This is a genomic window from Streptomyces sp. NBC_01471 (assembly GCF_041438865.1).
Taxonomy (GTDB): domain Bacteria; phylum Actinomycetota; class Actinomycetes; order Streptomycetales; family Streptomycetaceae; genus Streptomyces.
This window is the reverse complement of the sequence record NZ_CP109450.1, coordinates 4,037,708-4,058,134: the sequence shown is the minus strand read 5'-3', so window position 1 is coordinate 4,058,134 and position 20,427 is coordinate 4,037,708. Positions and strand designations below refer to the sequence as shown.

The window sequence follows — 20,427 nt, the reverse complement described above, 5'->3', positions numbered from 1 at the left end:
CGTCCGGTTAGACTCTCGCGACTGCTCAGGGACCTCAGGGGAAGCAGGGCCGAACGGTGCCAGTGAAGAAGATCATTCTCTATATAGCAGTCGTCTTTGTGCTGTACACGATCATCACTTCGCCGGCCAGGTCCGCCGACCTCGTGCAGGTAGGGTTCGAAGGAATCTCCAATGCCGCAAAAAGTGTCGGTCAGTTCATGACCGAACTGGTGAGCTGAGCTCGTACATCCGTTCCGTAGGGAGTGCCCCTTGATCCGCCACCTGGTCCTCTTCAAGCTCAACGAGGGCGTCTCACGTGACGAGCCCCGGGTCGTGGCCGGCGCCAAGGCGTTCGCGGAGCTCGGCGGGCTGATCCCCGAGACGGAGTTCTGGGAGTGCGCCTGGAACATCAGCGACCGGCCCATCGCCTACGACTTCGCCATCAACTCGGCCGTCCAGGACACCGACGCACTGAAGCGGTACATCGAGCACCCGGCCCACCAGGCGGCCGTCGGGCAGTGGAGCGAGTTCGCCACCTGGGTGATCGCCGACTACCCCTTCTGAGCCGATCCCCGAGCCGCCCCTGCGCCCTGCCTGAGCCCTTCGGGCGTACGCCCTCCATCGTTTCGATGGGGGGCTTTTGGGCGTTTAGGCCAGTTTGGAGCCCTTTTTAACGTCAACACGACGTTATGCGGTGCTTGCACACAGTGCACATGTCTTGTGATGCTATGACCGCTTTTGACGAATGAGTTGACCAAAAAGTCGACCAAAAAGGGGTGGCGTGACCGTGCCGGCCAGTACTGCGCCTGAAGTACCGCCCCAGACCGCCCTGCCCCAGAACAACCGGACGCCGGCCTCCCAGCCCACGAGCAGCCAGGACCAGAGCCCGCAGACCCCGGACAGCCCGGCCCGGGATTCCCAGGACCGGAGCAGCCAGGACCAGGGCGGTGAAGACCAGAGCGGTACGGACCAGGACGGTGAGGACCGGAGCAGCCGGGCCCCGGTCGAGGAGACCCCGCCCGCCAGGACCCGGGGTGCCGACACCCGGGCGCTGACCCAGGTGCTGTTCGGCCGGCTCAAGGGGGTCGAACCGGGCAGCGCCGAACACACCAGGGTGCGCTCGGCGCTGATCGAGGCGAATCTGCCGCTGGTCCGGTACGCCGCCGCCCGGTTCCGCAGCCGCAACGAGCCGATGGAGGACGTCGTCCAGGTCGGCACGATCGGCCTGATCAACGCCATCGACCGGTTCGATCCGGAGCGCGGGGTGCAGTTCCCGACCTTCGCGATGCCGACCGTCGTCGGCGAGATCAAGCGCTACTTCCGCGACAACGTACGGACCGTCCACGTCCCCCGCCGGCTGCACGAGCTCTGGGTGCAGGTCACCGGGGCCACCGAGGACCTCACGACGATGCACGGCCGGTCCCCCACGACGGCGGAGATCGCCGAGCGGCTGCGGATCAGCGAGGAGGACGTCCTCTCCTGCATCGAGGCGGGCCGCTCCTACCACGCACAGTCGCTGGAGGCCGCCCAGGAGGGCGACGGGCTGCCGGGGCTGCTCGACCGGCTCGGTTACGAGGACCCGGCACTGGCCGGAGTCGAACACCGCGACCTGGTCCGGCATCTGCTCGTCCAGCTGCCCGAACGGGAACAGCGGATCCTGATGCTGCGCTACTACAGCAATCTGACGCAGTCGCAGATCAGCCAGGAACTGGGCGTCTCCCAGATGCATGTCTCCCGACTGCTGGCCAGAAGCTTCGCCCGGCTGCGATCCGCAAACCGGATCGAAGCGTAACCGGTACGGGTGATCCGCACCTGAAGCACAAATGCCCCACACCCCCTCTTTCCGGCGCAGATTTGTCGACTTGGCGCTACAGCGCGTTGCCGACATGTGACATTCTGCTGGAACCGCGTTTGCCGCAGTCCACCCTCCGGTATTCAGGTGGAGGCTGCGTTCCTCCGACGGGAGCGTCCGCCGCGACCGTCCGCGACCTCAAGGGGGTGGCATGTCCGCAGAACAGGGCAGCTCGAAGGTGCTCACGAAAGACGCACCGGAGACACTCAGCTCCGAATTGCCGAGCTCAGGCGCCATCGACACCCGCACTCTGTCCCGCTCCCTCTTCCTGCGGCTCGCCGTGCTGGCCTCCCAGGAACCGGACAGCCCGGAGCGCACCTACGTACGGGACACACTGATCGAGCTCAACCTGCCGCTGGTGCGTTACGCGGCGGCCAGGTTCCGCAGCCGGAACGAGCCGATGGAGGACATCGTCCAGGTCGGCACGATCGGCCTGATCAAGGCCATCGACCGGTTCGACTGCGAACGGGGCGTGGAATTCCCGACGTTCGCGATGCCGACCATCGTCGGCGAGATCAAGCGCTTCTTCCGCGACACCTCGTGGTCGGTACGGGTACCGCGCCGCCTCCAGGAGCTGCGGCTCGCGCTGACCAAGGCCAGTGACGAACTGGCCCAGAAGCTCGACCGTTCACCCACCGTTCCCGAACTCGCCCTGGCCCTGGGCGTATCGGAGGAGGACGTGGTCGACGGGCTCGCGGTGGGCAACGCGTACACCGCGTCCTCGCTCGACTCGCCCTCCCCCGAGGACGACGGGGGCGAGGGGTCCCTGGCGGACCGTCTCGGCTACGACGACACGGCGCTGGAGGGGGTCGAGTACCGGGAGTCCCTCAAGCCGCTGCTGGCCAGACTGCCCGCGCGGGAACGGCAGATCATCATGCTGCGGTTCTTCGCGAACATGACGCAGTCGCAGATCGGCGAAGAGGTGGGCATCTCCCAGATGCATGTGTCCCGGCTGCTCACGCGGACGCTGGCACAGCTGCGGGAGGGCCTGATCGGGGAGTAGGCGGAATCCGGCGGGAACGCACAGGAACAGGCGGGGCTCGGCCGTCTCCGGGCTCCTCCGCTTCTCCCACTCCCGCCGGGTTCCTAATTGACGGTCCGTCAGAGACACTGGCGCGATGCGACGCCAGCACGCGGCCATCGCCGCCACCGCAACGGCCCTCTGCCTGGGCGGCCTGGTGGCCGCTTGCGCGGGCGGCACCGCACACCACGGCTATGCCGCCGTCGGCGCCGCGGGCGCCGGGCAGGCACTCACCACACCCGTACCGCCCTCCGGGAACGTCACCCTGACGCCCCTGGACGGGCCGGGAGCGCCCGCAGGGCACAGCGCGGGGAGGACGACCCCCGGCCCCGGTGACTCCGCGGCCGGTGAGGGCGCACAGGGCCCCTCCGCGCCCGGCGGGGCCAACTCCGCGCACCAGCAGCCGGATACGGCCGGTGCGGGAACCTCGGGCGGCACAGGAGCAGCAGGCGCCTCGCGGACACCGGACGGTCCGGACGGATCACACGGACCAGCCACCCCGGGCCCACCCGGCCACACCGGCGGCGGCAGCGCCCCCACCCCGCCCAAGTCCGGCTCCGGGAAACCCTCTTCGGGCTCCACCGGGGGGTCCGGCAGCGGACCGGGCAGCACCTCGCCCACCCCTCCGGCAGGGCCCGCCGTACTCAAGGCCGGCGCTCCGTCCCGTGCCGCGACGGACAAGCGCTGGTGCGAGAAAGTGACCGTGCGCTTCAGCAACACCGGTGGTTCACCGGTCGCTTCGGGCACGGTCACTTTCTCGACGCACATCATCGGCGGGCTCGGAGTGGACTGGGCGACCCGGACGTCGGCTCAGCCGCTGCCGGGGCCGATCGCCGCCGGTGCGGCCAAGTCGAAGACGTACACCGTGTGCGTGGACGACTGGCGGGTACCGCTGGGAATGCACATAGAGACCCGGAAGGTCTCGGTCAGCTGGAAATGACCCCGGACGGACCGGAGTCGGGACGCGCCCGGGCCTGCGGCGAAGGAAACGGGACGGCTGGAAGACTCAGCCCAGCGCGAGGAACGCGACGGCGGCCAGCACCACGATCACCGCGATGACCCCGGCGATCACGCCGATCCTCGGGCCCGACTGCTGCTGCGGAGCGGCCGCGGGCCGGGCGGCGCCCTGCGGTGCGCCGTCGTCGACAAAGGCGCGGAACATCTGAGTGCTGCCCGCAGGATCGTGGTTGCCCTCGGGGCCTTGGGGCGCTTGGGGGTTGTGTGCCATGAGGCAGGACCCTAGCGAACCCTGCGGTTCCGCCCAACCCCAGGCCGGAGGGCGACACCTTCCGAACACCCTTCCGTCACCTCGTTGACCTCACGCTTGCGGATATTTTGCGTTCCCTTTGCCCTTCCTGGCACTATTTCATTTGCCTGCAGCAACCAACGGCTTTAATGTTGCCTGAAGCAACAACATAGAGAGCTCACAGACAGCCCACAGGGAGGTGCCCGTGGCAGCGCAGAGTCAGTACGAAGAACTGGCCAGGCAGCTGAGTGCCATCGGCGCCATCAAGCGCGGTCTCTCCCGCATCCTCCCGCCTGAATGCCCGACCGGGTCGGCCGCCGTGCTGTCCCTGCTGGGCCGGCACGGCGAGATGCGGATGAGCAGGCTCGCCGAATTGCTCGCCGTGGACATGTCGGTCACCAGTCGCCATGTGGCTCACGTCGCGGAGCGCGGCTGGATCGAGCGGTCTCCGGACCCCGCCGACCGGCGCTCCCGCATCCTGCGGCTCACCGCCGCAGGCAACGACATGCTCGGCGTGCTCGCCGAGCGACACATCGAATCCCTCGCTCGCACCCTCAGCGACTGGTCCGACGACGAGGTCGGGCAGCTCAACGTGCTCCTGGAACGCCTGCGCGCCAGCTTCGGCAACTGCAGGGCCTGGGCCGGACACCACGAGCAGATCCGGGCGCACGAGCAGACCCGTACATCCGCACAGACCCGCGTATCACCCGCGTAACGCGTATCACCGCGTCAGTAGAAGCAAAGGAATTCCATGGCTACGACCACACCGGCCGGTGTGCGGGGCGGCCACGCCAAGCACGGGGGGAATCCCGCCCCCCACGGGGGAAATCCCGCCCCCGACGGCAGTGCGCCGATGACCCACCGGCAGATCATGGAGGCCCTGTCGGGCCTGCTGCTCGGGATGTTCGTCGCGATCCTGTCGTCGACGATCGTCACGAACGCGCTCCCGAAGATCGTCTCCGATCTGCACGGCAGCCAGTCCTCGTACACCTGGGTCGTCACCGCCTCCCTGCTGGCGATGACGGCGACGACCCCCCTCTGGGGCAAGCTCTCGGACCTGTTCAGCAAGAAGCTGCTCGTCCAGATAGCCCTGGTCATCTACGTCCTGGGCTCGGCCGCCGCCGGGCTCTCGCAGAACTCGTCGACGCTGATCATCTTCCGTGTCGTCCAGGGCATCGGTGTCGGCGGTCTCTCCGCCCTCGCGCAGATCGTCATGGCCGCGATGATCTCCCCGCGTGAGCGGGGCCGGTACAGCGGTTACCTCGGCGCCACCTTCGCCGTCGCGACCGTCGCAGGGCCGCTGCTCGGCGGTGTCATCACGGACACCAGCTGGCTCGGCTGGCGCTGGTGCTTCTACGTCGGTGTGCCCTTCGCGATCATCGCGCTGATCGTTCTGCAGAAGACCCTGAAGCTCCCGGTCACCAAGCGGGAGGTCAAGGTCGACTGGGGCGGCGCGTTCTTCATCGCCGCCGCCGTGTCCCTGCTGATGGTCTGGATCACGTTCGCCGGCGACAAGTACGACTGGATGTCCTGGCAGACGGCCGCCATGGTCGGCGGCTCGATCGTCCTGGGGCTGCTCTTCATGCTCGTCGAGACCAAGGCGAGCGAGCCGATCATCCCGCTGCGGCTCTTCCGCAACCCGACGATCACCCTCGCCTCGATCGGCTCGCTGTTCGTCGGTGTCGCGATGTTCTCCGGCACCGTCTTCTTCAGCCAGTACTTCCAGCTGGCGCGCGGCAAGTCGCCGACGATGTCCGGTGTGATGACGATCCCGATGATCGGTGGTCTGTTCATCTCGTCGACCGTCTCGGGGCAGTTCATCACCCGGACCGGAAAGTGGAAGATCTGGCTGGTCAGCGGTGGTGTGCTGGTGACCGCCGGGCTCGGCCTGCTCTCCACCATCCGGTACGACACCACGTACTGGCACGTGGCGATCTTCATGGCCCTGATGGGTCTCGGCATCGGCATGATGATGCAGAACCTGGTGCTCTGCACGCAGAACCAGGTCTCCCAGAAGGACCTCGGTTCGGCGTCCTCCACCGTCTCGTTCTTCCGCTCCCTCGGTGGTGCGGTCGGCGTCTCGGCGCTGGGCGCGGTGCTCGCCAACCGGGTCACCCACTTCGTCACGGACGGCCTGCACGACCTCGGCCCGAAGGGCGCGGCACTGGCCGGAAAGGGCATGGGCGACGGATCGGTCCCCAACCTCAAGGCCCTGCCGGAGCCGCTGCGCTCCATCATGGAGAGCGCGTACGGACACGGCGTCGCCAATGTCTTCCTGTACGCGGCCGCGTGCGCGCTGCTCGCGTTCCTGGTGACGCTCTTCATCAAGGAGGTCCCGCTGCGGACTCGCGCCGTGGGCGCACCCGAGCAGGACGTACCCGCCGACGCCGTCCCGGCGGCGGTGGCGGAGACTGTTCCTGTCAACGCCGTTCCGGCCGGCCCCCGACCGGCCCCCGCCACTCCGTCCTGGAGTGGCCCGACCACTGAGGAGACGATGCCGATGCAGTCCGCCCCCACTCCAGGTATCACAATCCACGGTGTCGTCAGGGGCGCCGAGGGCGCACCGGTCGGCCAGGCGGCCGTCACACTGATCTCGCTGGCCGGGCGCCAGCTGGGCCGCGCGGTCGCGCAGGGAGACGGCGGATACGCGGTGGACGCGCCGAGCTCCGGCTCGTACGTCCTGATCGCCTCCGCCGACGGCTTCCAGCCGCAGGCCTCCACCGTGTCCGTCGGGGACGAGGCGCTGTCGTACGACATCCTCCTCTCCGGTACGAGCGGTCTCGCCGGATTCGTGCGGTCCGCCGACGGCGGCAACGTCGAGGGCGCGATGGTCGTCGTCACCGATGTGCGCGGCGACGTGCTGGCCACCGGCAAGTCCGGTGCGCAGGGCGAGTTCACGTTCAGCGAGATGATCCCCGGCCCGGTGACCGTCGCGGTGAACGCGACCGGCTTCCGGCCGATGGCCCTGCCGGTCGACGTCGGCGGCCAGGGTGTGACCCGTATCGAGGTCGCGCTGGAGTCCGGCTCGCTGGTCCAGGGTGTCGTACGCGGCGGAGCCGACCGGCGCCCGCTGCCCGACGCCCGGGTGACGCTCGTGGACGCCGCGGGCAACGTGGTGGCCACCGCGACCACCGGGAGCGACGGAGCCTACGGCTTCGCCGACCTCAACTCGGGCGAGTACACGGTCATCGCGACGGGTTACCCGCCGGTTGCGGGCTCGTTGACCGTCGCGGGAAGCGGCACCGACGGACACGACATCGAACTGGCCCACCCGGGCGAGTAGTCACCAGGCTGCCCCAGCGGATGCGGGGCGCGAAGGGGCCCGGTCAGGCCGGGCCCCTTCAAGCCCCGGACGCGGTGGTGGCGGGCAGGGGACGGCCCGCCACCACCGCCCGGGGCCCACTTTTTTGAAGGAGAGAGAACGGGAATGGGACTTCGCGCACAGGTACGGACGCGCGACGGCTGGGCGGTCCAGCACGCCGTGGTGACCGTGACCGACATGACCGGCGCCCAGGTACTGCGGGCGCAGGTGGGCGAGGACGGCACGGTGAGCGCGGACGCGGCCCTGGCCCCCGGCCCGCACACCGTGATCGTGACGGCCGTCGGTTACGCGCCCGCCGCGTCCACGGCGTTCGTCACGGCGAGCGGCCGTGCCGATGTCGGCACCGTGGTACTGGCCAGGCAGGGCGGCGTGGAACTCCCGCCGCCGGGCACCTGGACGCTGGACCCGGCGCACTCGTCGGTGGGCGCGGTCGCCCAGCACCTGGGGATCTCCAGCGTGCACGGCCGGTTCACGGAGTTCGTGGGACGCATCGAGATCGCTGAGGACGTCGAGAAGTCACGGGTGGAGGCGGTCATCGCGACGGCCTCGATCGACACGGGCAACGGTATGCGCGACGGCCATCTGAAGTCCGCGGACTTCCTGGACGTCGAGAGCTACCCGCAGATCACCTACAGCAGCACCGGGATCACCCCCGCGGGACCGGACCGCTGGACGGTCCACGGTGAACTGGCCCTGCACGGCGTCGCCCGCGAGGTCGACCTGAACCTGAGCTACCTGGGCACGGGCCCCGACCCGTGGGGCGGCGTGCGCGCGGCCTTCCACGCGACGGCCGAACTGCGCCGCGAGGACTTCAGGATGAACTACAACCAGGTCGTCCAGGCGGGTATCTCGGCCATCGGCACGACGCTCAAGGTCGAGCTGGACATCCAGGCCGTCCAGGGCGACTCGCTGCCGGCCGTGTGACCGGCGGCACCGGCCCGATCGACGGTCCAGCACGGACCGCACGGACCGCACGGTCCTGACGGACTTCGCCCGGCCCCACAGCGCGTCACTCCTTGCGCTGCGGGGCCGGGCTTTCCGCTGCCCGCGTCCGCCGGGCCGGGCCGCGTGGTGCGACGTATCGTGCAGCCATGGCACCCAACATCGCGACCAACACCCCTGTGGACCTGCCCGAGCTGCTCGACTTCGTACGCCCCAGGCACCGGGCGATCCTGCTCACCACCCGCTCCGACGGCCGCCCCCAGGGCTCCCCGCTGACCTGCGGGGTGGACGACGCGGGGCGGATCGTCCTGTCGACCTACCCCGAGCGCGCCAAGACCCGCAATGTCCGGCGCGACGCCCGGGTGAGCGTCATCGTCCTGTCGGACGAGTGGAACGGCCCGTGGGTCCAGGTCGACGGAGCGGGCGAGGTCATCGACTCGCCGGACTCGGTGGAACCGCTGGTGGAGTACTTCCGCACCATCTCCGGTGAGCACCCGGACTGGGACGAGTACCGCGCGGCCATGGTCAAGCAGGGCAAGTCGATCATCCGGATCACGCCGGAGCGGTGGAGCCCGATCGCGACCGGCGGCTTCCCGGCCCGGCTGGCCGAGGACAGCTGACACCACCGGGCCGAGGACAGCTGACACCACCGGGAGGGGCAGCTGTTCTTCAGCCTTCTCCGCGTTTGGCCTCGATGCCCGCGATCAGCAGGTCGAGCGCGAAGTCGAAGTCGCGCTCCCGCATCTCCTCGACCGTGTCACCGCCGCGTGCCGCCATCACGTCCTGGGCCTGTTCGAACGTCCGGCGCAGGGAGGGCTGTTCGCTGATGTGGCCCATCGCGTGCTGGTGGTACTCGTCCTGGGTCATCCCGGCCCGTGCGCAGCGGTCCCTGAAGTGGCCCTCGACGGTGCCGAATCCGTAGACGAACTGGAAGACGGCGGCGAGGCCGCCGGTCTGGCCGCGCAGCGGCAGATCGGCACTGCGCATCACGTCCTGGGACGCCGCCGCGAACTTCACCGCGTGCGGGCCGATGTTGAGGAACACACCGACGAGCGGCGAGACCCAGGGGTGACGCACCAGGACGCCGCGGTATCCGGCGGCGAGGCGGCGCAGCTGAAGCCGCCAGTCGGCTTCGCCATCGGTCGAGCGGGCCGGATCGGTGGGGTCCAACGGGCCGGTGGAATCGGCCGGTCCAGTGGAATCGGCCGGTCCAGTGGAATTGACCGATCCGGTGGATCCGGTGGACGCACGTGCGCCGGTGGATCCGGTGGACGCGTGTGCGTCGTCAGGTTCGTCAGGTTCGTCAGCGGGCCGGCCGTCGGGCCGGGGCTCGGGCTCGTCCTCGGTTGTGGGCAGCACCAGTTCGCCCATCACCGCGTCCAGGGCCAGTTCGAGGAGGTCGTCCTTGGTGTCCACGTACCAGTAGACCGACATGGCGGTCACGCCCAGTTCGGCGGCGAGACGGCGCATGGAGAACTTCGCGAGGCCCTCGGAGTCCAGCAGCCGGACCGTCGCCGCGGTGATCTTGTCCAGGTCGAGCCCGGCCGGCTGGTCCGTTCTGCGGGTACGGGTCGCCTTTCCGCCCAGCCAGACACTGGTCCGTGCGGAACCCTTCGCACGGTCGGCCGCAGTCACCATGGCGCGCCTCCTACGGAACGTGTGGATCAACCGGTACCGACACCGATGTTAGGCCGCCGTCGCCGGTGGATCCGCCCGCTCGGCCCGCCGGAGGAGCACCGCGGCGAGCAGCCCGCCCGCAAGTACCGCTGCGGCGCCGACCAGTTGACTGGTCTGCACACCTGAGGCAAAAGCGTCCGCGACCCGGCCGCGCTCGCCGGGCCCGTCGGCGGCGGCGAGCGCGGCGGGCAGCGAGGCGGCGCCCAGCGCGGCGGGCAGCAGGGCGGCGAAGCGGGAGTTGAGTACGGCGCCGAGCACGGCGACGCCCAGGCCGTTGCCGAATTCGGCGAGGGTGCCGTTGACGCCCGCGCCGACCCCGGCCTTCTCCGGCGGGATCGCGCTCATGATCGCGTTGGCCATCGCGGGCATGGCGAAGGCGATCCCCGCCCCCATGACCACAAGACCCAGCAGCATCCCCGGATAGCTGTCCCCGCCGAGCAGCGCGATGGCCGCGAGCCCGGCGGCGAGCGCGGTCATCCCGGTGGCGATGGTGCCGGGCGTGCCCAGCCTGGGCAGCAGCTTGGCCGAGACCCCGGTGAGGTTCAGCACCACGATCGTGAGCGCCAGGGGCGCGGTCCGCAGCCCCGCGTCCAACGGCCCGTACCCGAGCACGAACTGCAGGTGCTGGGTGAGCAGGAAGAGCGAGCCGCCCATGCCGAAGGCGACGAGGATCGCCCCGGCCACGGCGCCGACGAAACGCTGGTTGCGGAAGAAGTGCATGTCCAGCATGGGGAACGGGATGTGCAGTTCCCAGGCGACGAACCCGGCCAGGAAGACGACGCCGATGGCGGCCGAGGCGAGGACATGGGTGGAGGTCCAGCCGTGCGCGGGGCCCGAGATGATCGCGTACACGACCGCGGTCATGCCCACGGTGGAGAGCAGCGCGCCGAGCAGGTCGGGGCGTTCGCTGGACGGGTTCCTGGACTCCGGTACGAGGCCGACGACCGCGGCGAGCGCGATGACGGCCACCGGGATGTTGACCAGGAAGATGGCGCCCCACCAGAAGTGGTCGAGCAGCGCTCCGCCGATGAGCGGCCCGGCGGCGAAGCCGAGTGAATTGACCGTGGACCAGAGGCCGATGGCCCTGACGCGCTCGGTGTTGTCGAAGATCTGGACGACGACGGCGAGGGTGGTGGTCATCAGCAGGGCGCCGCCGACGCCCATGCCCGCGCGGGCGGCGATCAGCTGTGCCGTGGACTGGGCGAGCCCGGCGACGAGCGACCCGGCCCCGAAGAGCGCGAGGCCCGCGATCAGCATCTTCTTGCGGCCGTAGCGGTCCGCGGCGCTGCCCGCGGTGAGCAGCAGACCGGACTGCACCAGCGAGTACGCGTTGATCATCCACTGGATGTCGGCGGTGGACGCGTGCAGATCGCGGGTGAGCGAGGGGATCGCGACGTTGAGGACGGTGTTGTCGAGCAGCACGGTGAGCTCGGCGAGGCAGATCACCCCGAGGATCACCCAGCGCTGGGGGTGACGGGTGATGGCGCTCTCGTGCTCGGCGGCGGTGGCCGTCATGCCGACTCCTGTTTCGTGGACGGGCGAGGCGGGGCGGTCAGGGGTGGGTGGGGCAGGTCCGGGTCTGGTGGGGCAGGTCCGGGTCGGGTCGGGTCGGGTCGGGTCGGGTCGATTCAGGCCTGGGCCGGGTCGGATCGACCGTGGAGTTCTACACCGTAAAGGCAATCCTTCTACGGTGTAAATTCGTTTTGCGCCGAGCCGCTTACGGGTAGCTACGTCCGATGAAGCTGACTGGTCGTGTTGCTGAAGTGCTTCTGGTCTCCGGCGTCCTGGCGGCGATGGTCGCGCCCCCGGCGCAGGCACGGGCGCAGGCGGCGGCGCAGGTACGGGCGCCCGAGCGGGCCACCGCTCGCGGCCTCGGCCGCGCTGTTCCGCTGCGGGTCGCCTCGTACAACATCCATGCGGGCGCCGGCATGGACAACGTCTTCGACCTCGGCCGGCAGGAGACGGCGCTGCGCGCGCTGCACGCCGACGTGATCGGGCTTGAGGAGGTCGACGTCCACTGGGCCGCGCGCAGCGAGTGGCGGGATGTGGCCGGCGAGCTGGCGAAACGGCTCGGGATGCACGTGTATTTCGCGCCGATATACAGCGTCGGCGGGCGGGAGTTCGGGGTGGCGGTGCTCTCGAAGTACCGCATCCTGAAGGCCACGAACCACAAGATCACCCGCCTCTCCACCCAGGATCCGAACCCGGTACCGGCACCGGCCCCCGGTTTCGGTGAGGTGGAGCTGCGGGTGAAAGGCGTGCCGCTGCATGTGTACGTGACGCATCTGGACTACCGCGCGGACCCCTCCGTACGGGTGACCCAGGTGGCCGAAACGCGCCGCATCATGGGGCAGGACCGGAACCGGAAGATCCTCCTGGGTGACTTCAACGCGACCCCGGACGCACCGGAGCTGGCGCCCCTGTGGCACGAGCTGAGGGACGTGGAGCCGGGCAGACCGACGTTCCCGGCGCTGAATCCGGTGCAGCGGATCGACTACGTGGCGGTTTCGCGCGGAGTGGCGGTGCGGGGCGCGGAGGTGCCCGACACGCTCGCGTCCGACCACCGGCCGATCGTGGCGGACGTGTCGCTGACACGGCGGTAGGCGGGCGGGTGGCGGAGAAGCGCGACGAGCGGGAAAGGGGTGGGGCGGGGAGATGGCTCTCCCCGCCCCACCCCTTCACGGACCGGCCCCGCCCTCCGGCACAGACCGGCCGCGCTCGCTCCTCAGCTGCCGGATGTGGCTGTGCCGGCCTCAGCTGCCGGATGTGCCTGTGCCGGCCTTCACCTGTGTCAGGTCGTACAGCGTCGCCGACCCCACCGTCACCTTCACGAACCGTCCCTCGACCCAGGACGTGATCTTCGAAGCGGCACCACTGCCGGAGCCGCCGCGCCCCATCCCGCCGCCCATCCCGCCGCCTGCGACGAAGTAGTGGATCTTCCCGTCCGTCACGTCCTTCTTGAACTGCGCGAGCGTGGGGGAGGGATCGCTGCCGTTGAAGCCGCCGATCGCCATGACCGGCATCTGAGTCGCGAGCTGGTAACTCGCGGCGTTCTGCGAGCCGATGGCTGCGGCCATCCAGGTGTAATCGTCGGCGTGCGCACTGATCTTGGTCTTGACCTTGGCGCTGACCTGCTGGCCGTCGAGAAGACCGCCCATACCGCCGCCCCCGAAGCCGCCTTCGGCCATCCAGCCGCCCGGTCCGCGGCCCGCCTGGCCGCGCCCGTTCTGCGCCTGGCCCCGGCCCTGCCATCCCTTGCCCTGCTGGCCGGACCCCTGCCCGCCGGCCGGCGGCTGGCCCAGCCGGCCGCCGGGGCCGTTCGCCGGAGCCTGACCGTTCGCCCCGGCCCGGCCGTTCCGCCCTGCCTGACCCGCCTGACCTGTCTGGCCTGCCTGACCGCCCTTCCCGGTGGGCGTCTGTCCCGTCCTCGGACCGCCCCAGCCACCGCCACCCCGGCCGGGACCGCCGCCCATACCGCCCATCCGGCTCGCGCCCGCCGGACCCGCCGTGACGATCGACCCGGTGTGTGCGCTGTTCAGCGTGGAGACCGTGTACGCGAACGGCGCGGCCAGCGAAGCCACCAGACCCACACCCGCGGCGCTCAGCGCGAACGTCCGGTTCAGCCGGCCGGCCACCGCCAGGCCGAGCGCCGCGGCGAGCCCCACGACCAGCACCGCCCAGCGCAGCCAGGGCAGATAGTCCGGCGTCCGGCCGAGCAGCACGTACGCCCAGACCGCGGTCGTCGCGACCGCGACACCCAGCACCGCCGCCCACGCGACCCGGCCGCGCTCCTCCCACAGCACCGTGACGCCCATCCCGACAAGGGCGGCGATGTACGGCGCCAGTGCCACCGTGTAGTACTGGTGGAAGATCCCGGCCATGAAGCTGAAGATCAGCAGTGTCATCAGCAGGGAGCTGCCCCACACCAGGAACGCCCCGCGTGCGGTCTCCGTACGCTTCGCCCGCCAGGTGATGACGACCCCCGCGACCAGCAGGATCAGCGCGGCGGGCAGCAGCCACGAAATCTGGCTGCCGATCTCGGAGTTGAACATCCGGTCAAGACCGGTCTCCCCCCAGCCGCCCATACCCCGGCCGCCGCCACCGCCGCCTCCCCCGACACTGCCGGTCTCGTCACCGCTGATCCGGCCGAGCCCGTTGTAGCCGAAGGTCAGCTCCAGGAACGAGTTGTTCTGCGAGCCGCCGATGTACGGACGTGAGGACGCGGGCCACAGTTCGACGATCGCCGTCCACCAGCCGCCCGCGACGACCATCGCCCCTGCGGACAGGCCGATCTGGGCCAGCCGCCTGCGTACCGTCGTCGGCGCGAAGACCGCGTACACGACAGCCAGTGGCGGCAGGATCAGGAACGCCTGGAGCGTCTTGGCCAGGAAGGCGAAGCCGACCGCCACGCCCGCCCACACCAGCCACTTGGTCCGCCCGTCCTCCAGCGCACGCAGCACGAAGTAGACGGTGACCGTCATCAGCAGCGCGAGCAGCGCATCGGGGTTGTTGAAGCGGAACATCAGCGCGGCGACCGGGGTCGTCGCCAGCACCCCGGCGGCGATGAGCCCGGCCGCCGCGCTGAACCGGCGCCGTACCGCCGCGTACAGCACGGCGACCGTGCCGACTCCCATCAGCACCTGCGGGACGAGGATCGCCCACGAACTCAGCCCGAAGATCCGAACCGAGAGCGCCATCGGCCAGAGGGAGGCCGGTGGTTTGTCGACGGTGATGGCGTTGGCCGAGTCGAGCGAGCCGAAGAAGAGGGCCTTCCAGCTCACCCCGCCGGCCTGGGCCGCCGCCGAGTAGAAGGAGTTGGCGTATCCGGAGGCGCTGAGGTCCCAGAGATACGCCACGAGCGTGAGCAGCAGCACCCCGAGGAACGCGGGACGCACCCAGCGCGGGTCGTCAGCACGTCCACGCCACAGCCGGGCGAGGCGCGGCTGACGGAACGGCGGTGCGCCGGCCGCCGTGATCGGATCGGTGGGGATGGTGGTCATCGTGCAGTCCTCGGGTCGTCGGTGCGCCGCTCGGGGAACACCCAGGCGCGGAAGAGCAGGAAACGCAGCACCGTCGCTGCGAGGTTGGCCGCGATCAGCACCGCGAGCTCGGTGCCGTGCGAGGGGTCGTCCGACGCCGCGCCGAGCGCGGCGAGGGATCCGCTGGTGAGGGCCAGACCGATCGCGAACACGACCAGCCCCTGGGCCTGATGGCGGACCGCGCTGTCGCGCCCGCTCACCCCGAAGGTGAGTCTCCGGTTGGCGGCGGTATTGATCAGCGCCGAGACCAGCAGGGCACCCGCGTTGGCGATCTGAGGGCTCACCCCCGTACGGAACAGGGAGTACAGCAGCAGATAGAGCAGTGTGGAGAGCGCACCGACGACGCAGAAGCCGACCAGCTGTCGGGCCAGTCCCCCGGGCACCCCGGTCAGTTCGCGGTCACGCGGATCGTCCCCGAAAGGGCGCGCGAGCCGGTCGAGCGGGAGCGCACCGACACCCAGCGCGCGCCCCACCCGCCAGACGCCCCTGAGGTCGTCGACGGCCGTCCGCACGATGTGCACGGTGGACTCCGGATCATCGACCCAGTCGACCGGCACCTCATGGATCCGCAGCCCGGCCCGTTCGGCGACCACCAGCATCTCGGTGTCGAAGAACCATCCGGTGTCCTCGACCATCGGCAGCAGCCGCTGCGCGACATCCCGGCGGATGGCCTTGAACCCGCACTGGGCGTCGGTGAACCGGGCGGAGAGCGACGAGCGCAGGATCAGGTTGTACGCCCGCGAGATGAACTCCCGCTTGGGACCGCGCACCACCCTCGAACTGCGCGCGAGCCGGGAGCCGATGGCGAGATCGGAATGCCCGGAGATCAGCGGGGCCACCAGCGGCAGCAGCGCGTTGAGCCCGGTGGAGAGATCGACGTCCATATAGGCGAGAACGGGGGAGTCGGACGCGGACCACACACTCCGCAGCGCCCGCCCGCGCCCCTTCTGGTCGAGCCGGACGGCCCGTACCTCGTCCAGCATGGCCTCCAGGCCGGCAGCCACCTCGGGCGTCCGGTCGGTGCTCGCGTTGTCGGCGATCGTGATCCGGAAGCTGTACGGGAACGTCCCGGCGAGATGGTCACGGAGCCGCAGCACACACGGTTCGAGGTCCTTCTCCTCGTTGTACACGGGGATCACCACATCGAGCACCGGGGCGTCGGCCGCTGTCACGGGAAGAGGTTCCCGTGCCGGCAGGGTGCCCGGAGAAGTGTCGGTTCGCATACCGACGACACTCGCCAGCGGCGCTGTCACCCCTGTGTGGTCAGCCTGTGGCGGAGCTGTGAGTCGGGGGAGAGGTGTGGGTCGGGGGGTACGGGCCGTTGGGCACGTGCGGGTGGTGGGGCGGGCGCGCCGGGACTGCCGGGGCCGTGGGAACCGCCGGGGCCGTGGGAACCGCCGGAGCCGTGGGAACCGCCGGGGTCGTGAGAACCGCCGGGGCCGTGGGAACCGCCGGCAGCCGGACCGCGAACTCCGTGTGCCCCGGCACACTCCGTACGCTCACCGCCCCGCTGTGCGCCCCCACGACCGCCTGCACGATCGCGAGACCGAGCCCGGTCGAACCGGCGTGCCGGGACCGTGAGGCGTCCCCGCGAGCGAACCGTTCGAAGACGTACGGGAGCAACTCGGCCGGAATCCCCGGGCCGTCGTCCAGCACCTCCACCACCATCCAGCCCCCGTCCCGCCGTACCCGTGCGGTGACGGTCGTGCCGGGAGGGGTGTGCGTACGGGCGTTGGCCAGCAGATTGACCAGAACCTGCTGGATGCGGGGCCCGTCGGCCGGCACCGGCGCAGGGTCGTCGGGCAGTTCGAGCCGCCAGATGTGGTCCTGGCCCGCCGCCCGCGCATCGCTCACCGCATCGACGACCAGCGGGGAGAGATCAGTGCTCTCGTACGCGATCGGGCGCCCGGCATCCAGTCGCGCGAGGAGCAGCAGATCCTCCACCAGACCGGTCATGCGCCCGGCCTCCGACTCGATACGGCCCAGCGCGTGCCGGGTGTCCGGGCCGGTCTCCTCGCGGCCGCGCCGGGTCAGCTCGGCGTAACCGCGGATGGAGGCCAGCGGGGTCCGCAGCTCGTGGCTGGCGTCGGCGACGAACTGCCGTACCCGGGTCTCGCTCTCCTGTCGCGCCGCCAGCGCCGAACCGACATGGCCCAGCATCCGGTTGAGCGCCGCACCGACCTGACCGACCTCGGTCCGCGGATCGGCCTCGGCATCGGGAACCCGTTCCAGCGGGGCCACCTCACCGCTGTGCAGGGGGAGTTCGGAGACCCGGGTCGCGGTCGCCGCGACCCGCCTGAGCGGCCGCAGCGCTATCCCGACCAGCGCGGTCCCCGCGATGGCGGCCGCGAGCAGCCCGGCCGCGGTGACACAGACCTCGACCACGATCAGGGTGGTGACGGTGGACTGGACACCGGTCAGCGGAAAGCCGAGCACGAACGTGCCGCTGCTGGAGTAGGTCGCCCGGAAGTCCCCGAGCCCGGGGATCGAGACGGTGTGCGGACAACCGTCCCTGGGGACCGACTCCAGGGCGTCGAGCTGACCGCCGCCGAGTGGCACGCTGTCGGGTCTGGCACCCGGCACGGCCACGCTCTTCACCCCGTCGACCAGGTCGTCGCTGCCGACGACGGTGCGCCCGCCGACGGCCCCTATCGGCAGCCCGGGCTGCTGGACGATGGAACGGTCGCCGCCCATCGGGTCGTGGTCGGGCCGCTGCGCCGCCGCCGTCAGCTGCTTGTCGAGCTGCCGCTCCAGGTTGGAGTGCATGGCGATCGTGGTGACCGTACCGATCACGGCCACCACCACGGCGATCAGCGCCACGGCCGAGACGACGAGCCGCGTCCGCAGCGACCAGCGCCGCCGCGCCGACACCTGCTACTCCCCGGGCTTGATCAGATATCCGGCCCCGCGCCGGGTGTGGATCATCGGCGTACGCCCCGCGTCGATCTTGCGCCGCAGGTACGAGATGTAGAGCTCGACGACGTTGGCCTGGCCGCCGAAGTCGTACGACCACACCCGGTCGAGGATCTGCGCCTTGGAGAGCACCCGGCGCGGGTTGCGCATCAGGAAGCGCAGCAGCTCGAACTCGGTGGCCGTCAGATGGATGTTGGTCCCGCCCCTGGTGACGTCGTGGCTGTCCTCGTCGAGGGTCAGGTCACCGACGGCGAGCATCGACTCACTGCGCTGAGCGCCCGTACCGGACCGGCGGATCAGCCCGCGCAGTCTGGCCACGACCTCCTCCAGGCTGAACGGCTTGGTCACGTAGTCGTCACCACCCGCCGTCAGACCCGCGATCCGGTCCTCCACGGCGTCCTTGGCGGTCAGGAAGAGCACCGGCACATCGGGCAGCTCGCGGCGCATCCGGCCGAGCACGGCGATACCGTCCATGTCGGGGAGCATCACGTCGAGCACGACGGCATCGGGCCGGAACTCCCGCGCGGTCCGCACGGCTCCGGCCCCGTCACCGGCGCTGCGCACCTGCCAGCCCTCATAGCGCAGCGCCATGGAGAGCAGTTCCGCGAGCGCGTCCTCGTCGTCCACGACGAGAACGCGCACCGCGCTGCCGTCGGGCCTGCACATTTCGGTACGCCCCTGGGGCGAGGTCGTAGTCATGGGCCCAGCCTCCGAGCGACCTCTGAGAGACCCCTTTCCCCAACCTGTGAAATTCCTGAGAAACGCCCGCCCACCGACGGGACACGCACCTGCCTCCACCTCCCACCACCTGCCCGGCCGGGACATGCCGCCCGGTCGGCCCGGGCTGTCCCGTCGGCCGGGGGCTGACGTACGGTCGCCGCATGCGGATCCTCACCCTGCCGGGCAGCCTGCGGGCCCGTTCCACCAATGGCGCTCTGCTGCGTGCGGCCGGGTCCCTGGCCGCAGCCGAGGGGGCAGCTGTCACGACGGCCGACATCGGCGGGCTGCCCCACTTCAACCCCGATCTCGACGGCGAGGGCGCTGCGGCCCCGGCCCCGGTGGCGGCCCTGCGGAACTCCGTGGCCGAGGCGGACGCGGTCCTGGTCGTGAGCCCCGAGTACGCGCACGGCGTGCCCGGCGTACTGAAGAACGCCCTGGACTGGCTGGTCAGCAGCGGCGAGTTCGTCGACCGCAGGGTCGGTGTGATCACCGCCTCACCCAGCCCGACGGGCGGCGACTACGCCAATGCCCAACTGCGCGAAACACTCCGGATGATGACCGGCACCGTGATCGATGAGGCCTGCCTGAAGGTCGGAACCGTCAGCGCCAGGCTCGACCGGGACACAGGTGAGATCACCGACCCGGAACTCACGACACAGCTCAAGGCAGCGCTGAAGGCACTGGCAGCAGCCTGACCAAGCGGGCCGGCCCTCACGCGCCACACCAGCCCCACCCGCCACCCCAGCCCAAGCCGCCCAAGCCACCCCGCAAGGCCTCCGACCAGACCGGGTCACACCACCCCCGCCTCAGAACAACCCGGGCTGCTCCACCTCCGGTTCCGCCGGGGCCACCCGCACCGGCACGGTCACCCCCGCGCTCCGCTCCGCGCCTGTCAGCCCCCAGCCGGCCATCAGCCGCGTGTCGAGGACGATCACCGCACCGTCCTCCCCGGCGAGATGCAGGTCGGGCCCCGCAGCGGCCACCAGCCGCCCGGCGACCGCCCCACCGGCCACCAGTTCGCTCACCACCCCCGCCGCGTCACCGAGCCCCGCCAGCCCGAACGCCTCCCCGTGATCGGCAACTTCGCACACCAGCCGCTCCAGCGAATCCGGCCAGCCGGTCAGCGCGACCGCCCGTGCGTGCACCTCACGCACCTCGGCAGCACGCTCCTCCCGCCCGGGCAGCCGGGACCGCACCAGCCGCTTGTCCGCGTACGGAATCCGGTCCGGCACACCCAGCGCCGTACGCAACAGCTCCTCGGTCCGCCGCGCCGCCATCAACGGCCCCCGCCCCAGCCAGCTGAAAGCCACCGCCCCCTGCTCCCTCAGCCGCGCCGGACCGCGCTCCTCCGCCGTGATCCCCACCTTGACCATTCCGGCCCCGAACCAGGCGAGATAGACGCGGTAGACCCGGGGATCGTCCGCGATCGTGTCGGCCGCCACCGAGTGCGCCCGGTCGAGCCGCGCGCACTCCCCGCAGCGCGCCTGCGTACCGCGGGCCGACACCCGCGCCCCCACCGGACAGGGGTGCCCCCGCGCCCCCACACACGTACGCTCCCCTGCCTCCTCGACCCGGAAGCCGACATCGGTCCCGTAGACAAGCGGACTGGCCCTGGCCCGCCCCTCCCACGCGAGCCGGGGCCCCTCGTCCCCCCACCGCAGCCCACCGGAACGCCACATGACCGCTGCGCCCCCTTCTCTGATCCGCCGGTGCACG

The 20,427-nt window shown here is 70.5% G+C and carries 19 protein-coding genes; 11 read left to right on the top strand and 8 right to left on the bottom strand.

Annotated elements, in window-relative coordinates:
- The first annotated feature begins 62 nt into the window (after nt 1-62).
- The 5 genes from OG285_RS17850 to OG285_RS17830 all read left to right on the top strand — a co-directional run bounded on the left by OG285_RS17850 (nt 63) and on the right by OG285_RS17830 (nt 3,792).
- A complete protein-coding gene (locus OG285_RS17850; RefSeq protein WP_164262696.1) occupies nt 63-218 on the top strand; it encodes a hypothetical protein in 156 nt (51 codons plus the stop codon).
- A gap of 31 nt (nt 219-249) precedes the next feature.
- Nucleotides 250-543, top strand: a complete 294-nt coding sequence (locus OG285_RS17845) for a Dabb family protein (RefSeq protein ID WP_371791527.1) — start codon at nt 250-252, stop codon at nt 541-543.
- A 223-nt stretch (nt 544-766) separates the two neighbouring features.
- Nucleotides 767-1,771 (top strand): RNA polymerase sigma factor SigF, encoded by a 1,005-nt coding sequence (locus OG285_RS17840; RefSeq protein WP_356826886.1) that lies wholly within the window; start codon nt 767-769, stop codon nt 1,769-1,771.
- A gap of 211 nt (nt 1,772-1,982) precedes the next feature.
- Complete coding sequence (locus OG285_RS17835) at nt 1,983-2,834, top strand: RNA polymerase sigma factor SigF (protein ID WP_356826885.1); 852 nt, start codon at nt 1,983-1,985, stop codon at nt 2,832-2,834.
- A gap of 115 nt (nt 2,835-2,949) precedes the next feature.
- Nucleotides 2,950-3,792: a hypothetical protein gene (locus OG285_RS17830; RefSeq protein ID WP_371791526.1), complete on the top strand. Its 843-nt coding sequence runs from the start codon at nt 2,950-2,952 to the stop codon at nt 3,790-3,792.
- A 66-nt stretch (nt 3,793-3,858) separates the two neighbouring features.
- On the opposite strand, the gene OG285_RS17825 is transcribed toward OG285_RS17830, so the two are convergent.
- A complete protein-coding gene (locus tag OG285_RS17825; RefSeq protein ID WP_356826883.1) occupies nt 3,859-4,080 on the bottom strand; it encodes a hypothetical protein in 222 nt (73 codons plus the stop codon).
- 223 nt (nt 4,081-4,303) lie between these two features.
- Here OG285_RS17825 and OG285_RS17820 point away from each other — a divergent pair, with 223 nt between their 5' ends.
- The 4 genes from OG285_RS17820 (at nt 4,304) to OG285_RS17805 (ending at nt 8,982) form a co-directional block, all read left to right on the top strand.
- Nucleotides 4,304-4,813 (top strand): MarR family winged helix-turn-helix transcriptional regulator, encoded by a 510-nt coding sequence (locus OG285_RS17820; RefSeq protein WP_371791525.1) that lies wholly within the window; start codon nt 4,304-4,306, stop codon nt 4,811-4,813.
- Between the two features lie 36 nt (nt 4,814-4,849).
- Nucleotides 4,850-7,381, top strand: a complete 2,532-nt coding sequence (locus tag OG285_RS17815) for an MFS transporter (RefSeq protein ID WP_356826881.1) — start codon at nt 4,850-4,852, stop codon at nt 7,379-7,381.
- A 144-nt stretch (nt 7,382-7,525) separates the two neighbouring features.
- Entirely contained in the window at nt 7,526-8,344 is an 819-nt protein-coding gene (locus OG285_RS17810) for a YceI family protein (protein ID WP_356826880.1), read from the top strand.
- A 167-nt stretch (nt 8,345-8,511) separates the two neighbouring features.
- On the top strand, nt 8,512-8,982 hold the full coding sequence (locus tag OG285_RS17805) for a PPOX class F420-dependent oxidoreductase (protein WP_356826879.1): 471 nt from the start codon (nt 8,512-8,514) through the stop codon (nt 8,980-8,982).
- A 49-nt stretch (nt 8,983-9,031) separates the two neighbouring features.
- On the opposite strand, the gene OG285_RS17800 is transcribed toward OG285_RS17805, so the two are convergent.
- Nucleotides 9,032-10,000, bottom strand: coding sequence for a TetR/AcrR family transcriptional regulator (locus OG285_RS17800; protein ID WP_371791524.1), 969 nt, complete (start codon nt 9,998-10,000; stop codon nt 9,032-9,034).
- Between the two features lie 48 nt (nt 10,001-10,048).
- On the bottom strand, nt 10,049-11,554 hold the full coding sequence (locus tag OG285_RS17795) for an MFS transporter (protein ID WP_356826877.1): 1,506 nt from the start codon (nt 11,552-11,554) through the stop codon (nt 10,049-10,051).
- A 221-nt stretch (nt 11,555-11,775) separates the two neighbouring features.
- Here OG285_RS17795 and OG285_RS17790 point away from each other — a divergent pair, with 221 nt between their 5' ends.
- Nucleotides 11,776-12,642 (top strand): endonuclease/exonuclease/phosphatase family protein, encoded by an 867-nt coding sequence (locus tag OG285_RS17790; protein ID WP_356826876.1) that lies wholly within the window; start codon nt 11,776-11,778, stop codon nt 12,640-12,642.
- A gap of 150 nt (nt 12,643-12,792) precedes the next feature.
- Here the strand turns inward: OG285_RS17790 and OG285_RS17785 are convergent, their stop codons facing one another.
- Genes OG285_RS17785 through OG285_RS17770 form a run of 4 tightly spaced genes read right to left on the bottom strand, consistent with a single transcriptional unit; the run spans nt 12,793 to nt 18,690 of the window.
- The gene (locus OG285_RS17785) at nt 12,793-15,039 is read right to left on the bottom strand and encodes a glycosyltransferase family 39 protein (RefSeq protein ID WP_371791523.1); all 2,247 of its coding nucleotides are present in this window, start codon (nt 15,037-15,039) and stop codon (nt 12,793-12,795) included.
- Nucleotides 15,036-16,301, bottom strand: a complete 1,266-nt coding sequence (locus tag OG285_RS17780) for a glycosyltransferase (RefSeq protein WP_371791522.1) — start codon at nt 16,299-16,301, stop codon at nt 15,036-15,038. The genes OG285_RS17785 and OG285_RS17780 overlap by 4 nt, the downstream gene beginning before the upstream one ends.
- 40 nt (nt 16,302-16,341) lie before the next feature.
- On the bottom strand, nt 16,342-17,949 hold the full coding sequence (locus OG285_RS17775; RefSeq protein ID WP_371791521.1) for an ATP-binding protein: 1,608 nt from the start codon (nt 17,947-17,949) through the stop codon (nt 16,342-16,344).
- A 3-nt stretch (nt 17,950-17,952) separates the two neighbouring features.
- A complete protein-coding gene (locus OG285_RS17770; RefSeq protein WP_356826873.1) occupies nt 17,953-18,690 on the bottom strand; it encodes a response regulator transcription factor in 738 nt (245 codons plus the stop codon).
- A 182-nt stretch (nt 18,691-18,872) separates the two neighbouring features.
- On the opposite strand from OG285_RS17770, the gene OG285_RS17765 reads away from it, so the two are divergent.
- Nucleotides 18,873-19,406 carry an NADPH-dependent FMN reductase gene (locus tag OG285_RS17765; RefSeq protein WP_371791520.1) on the top strand — a complete coding sequence of 178 codons (534 nt, stop codon included), beginning with the start codon at nt 18,873-18,875 and terminating at the stop codon, nt 19,404-19,406.
- 111 nt (nt 19,407-19,517) lie between these two features.
- Here the strand turns inward: OG285_RS17765 and OG285_RS17760 are convergent, their stop codons facing one another.
- Nucleotides 19,518-20,390 (bottom strand): DUF2797 domain-containing protein, encoded by an 873-nt coding sequence (locus OG285_RS17760; RefSeq protein ID WP_371791519.1) that lies wholly within the window; start codon nt 20,388-20,390, stop codon nt 19,518-19,520.
- Nucleotides 20,391-20,427: the final 37 nt, after the last annotated feature.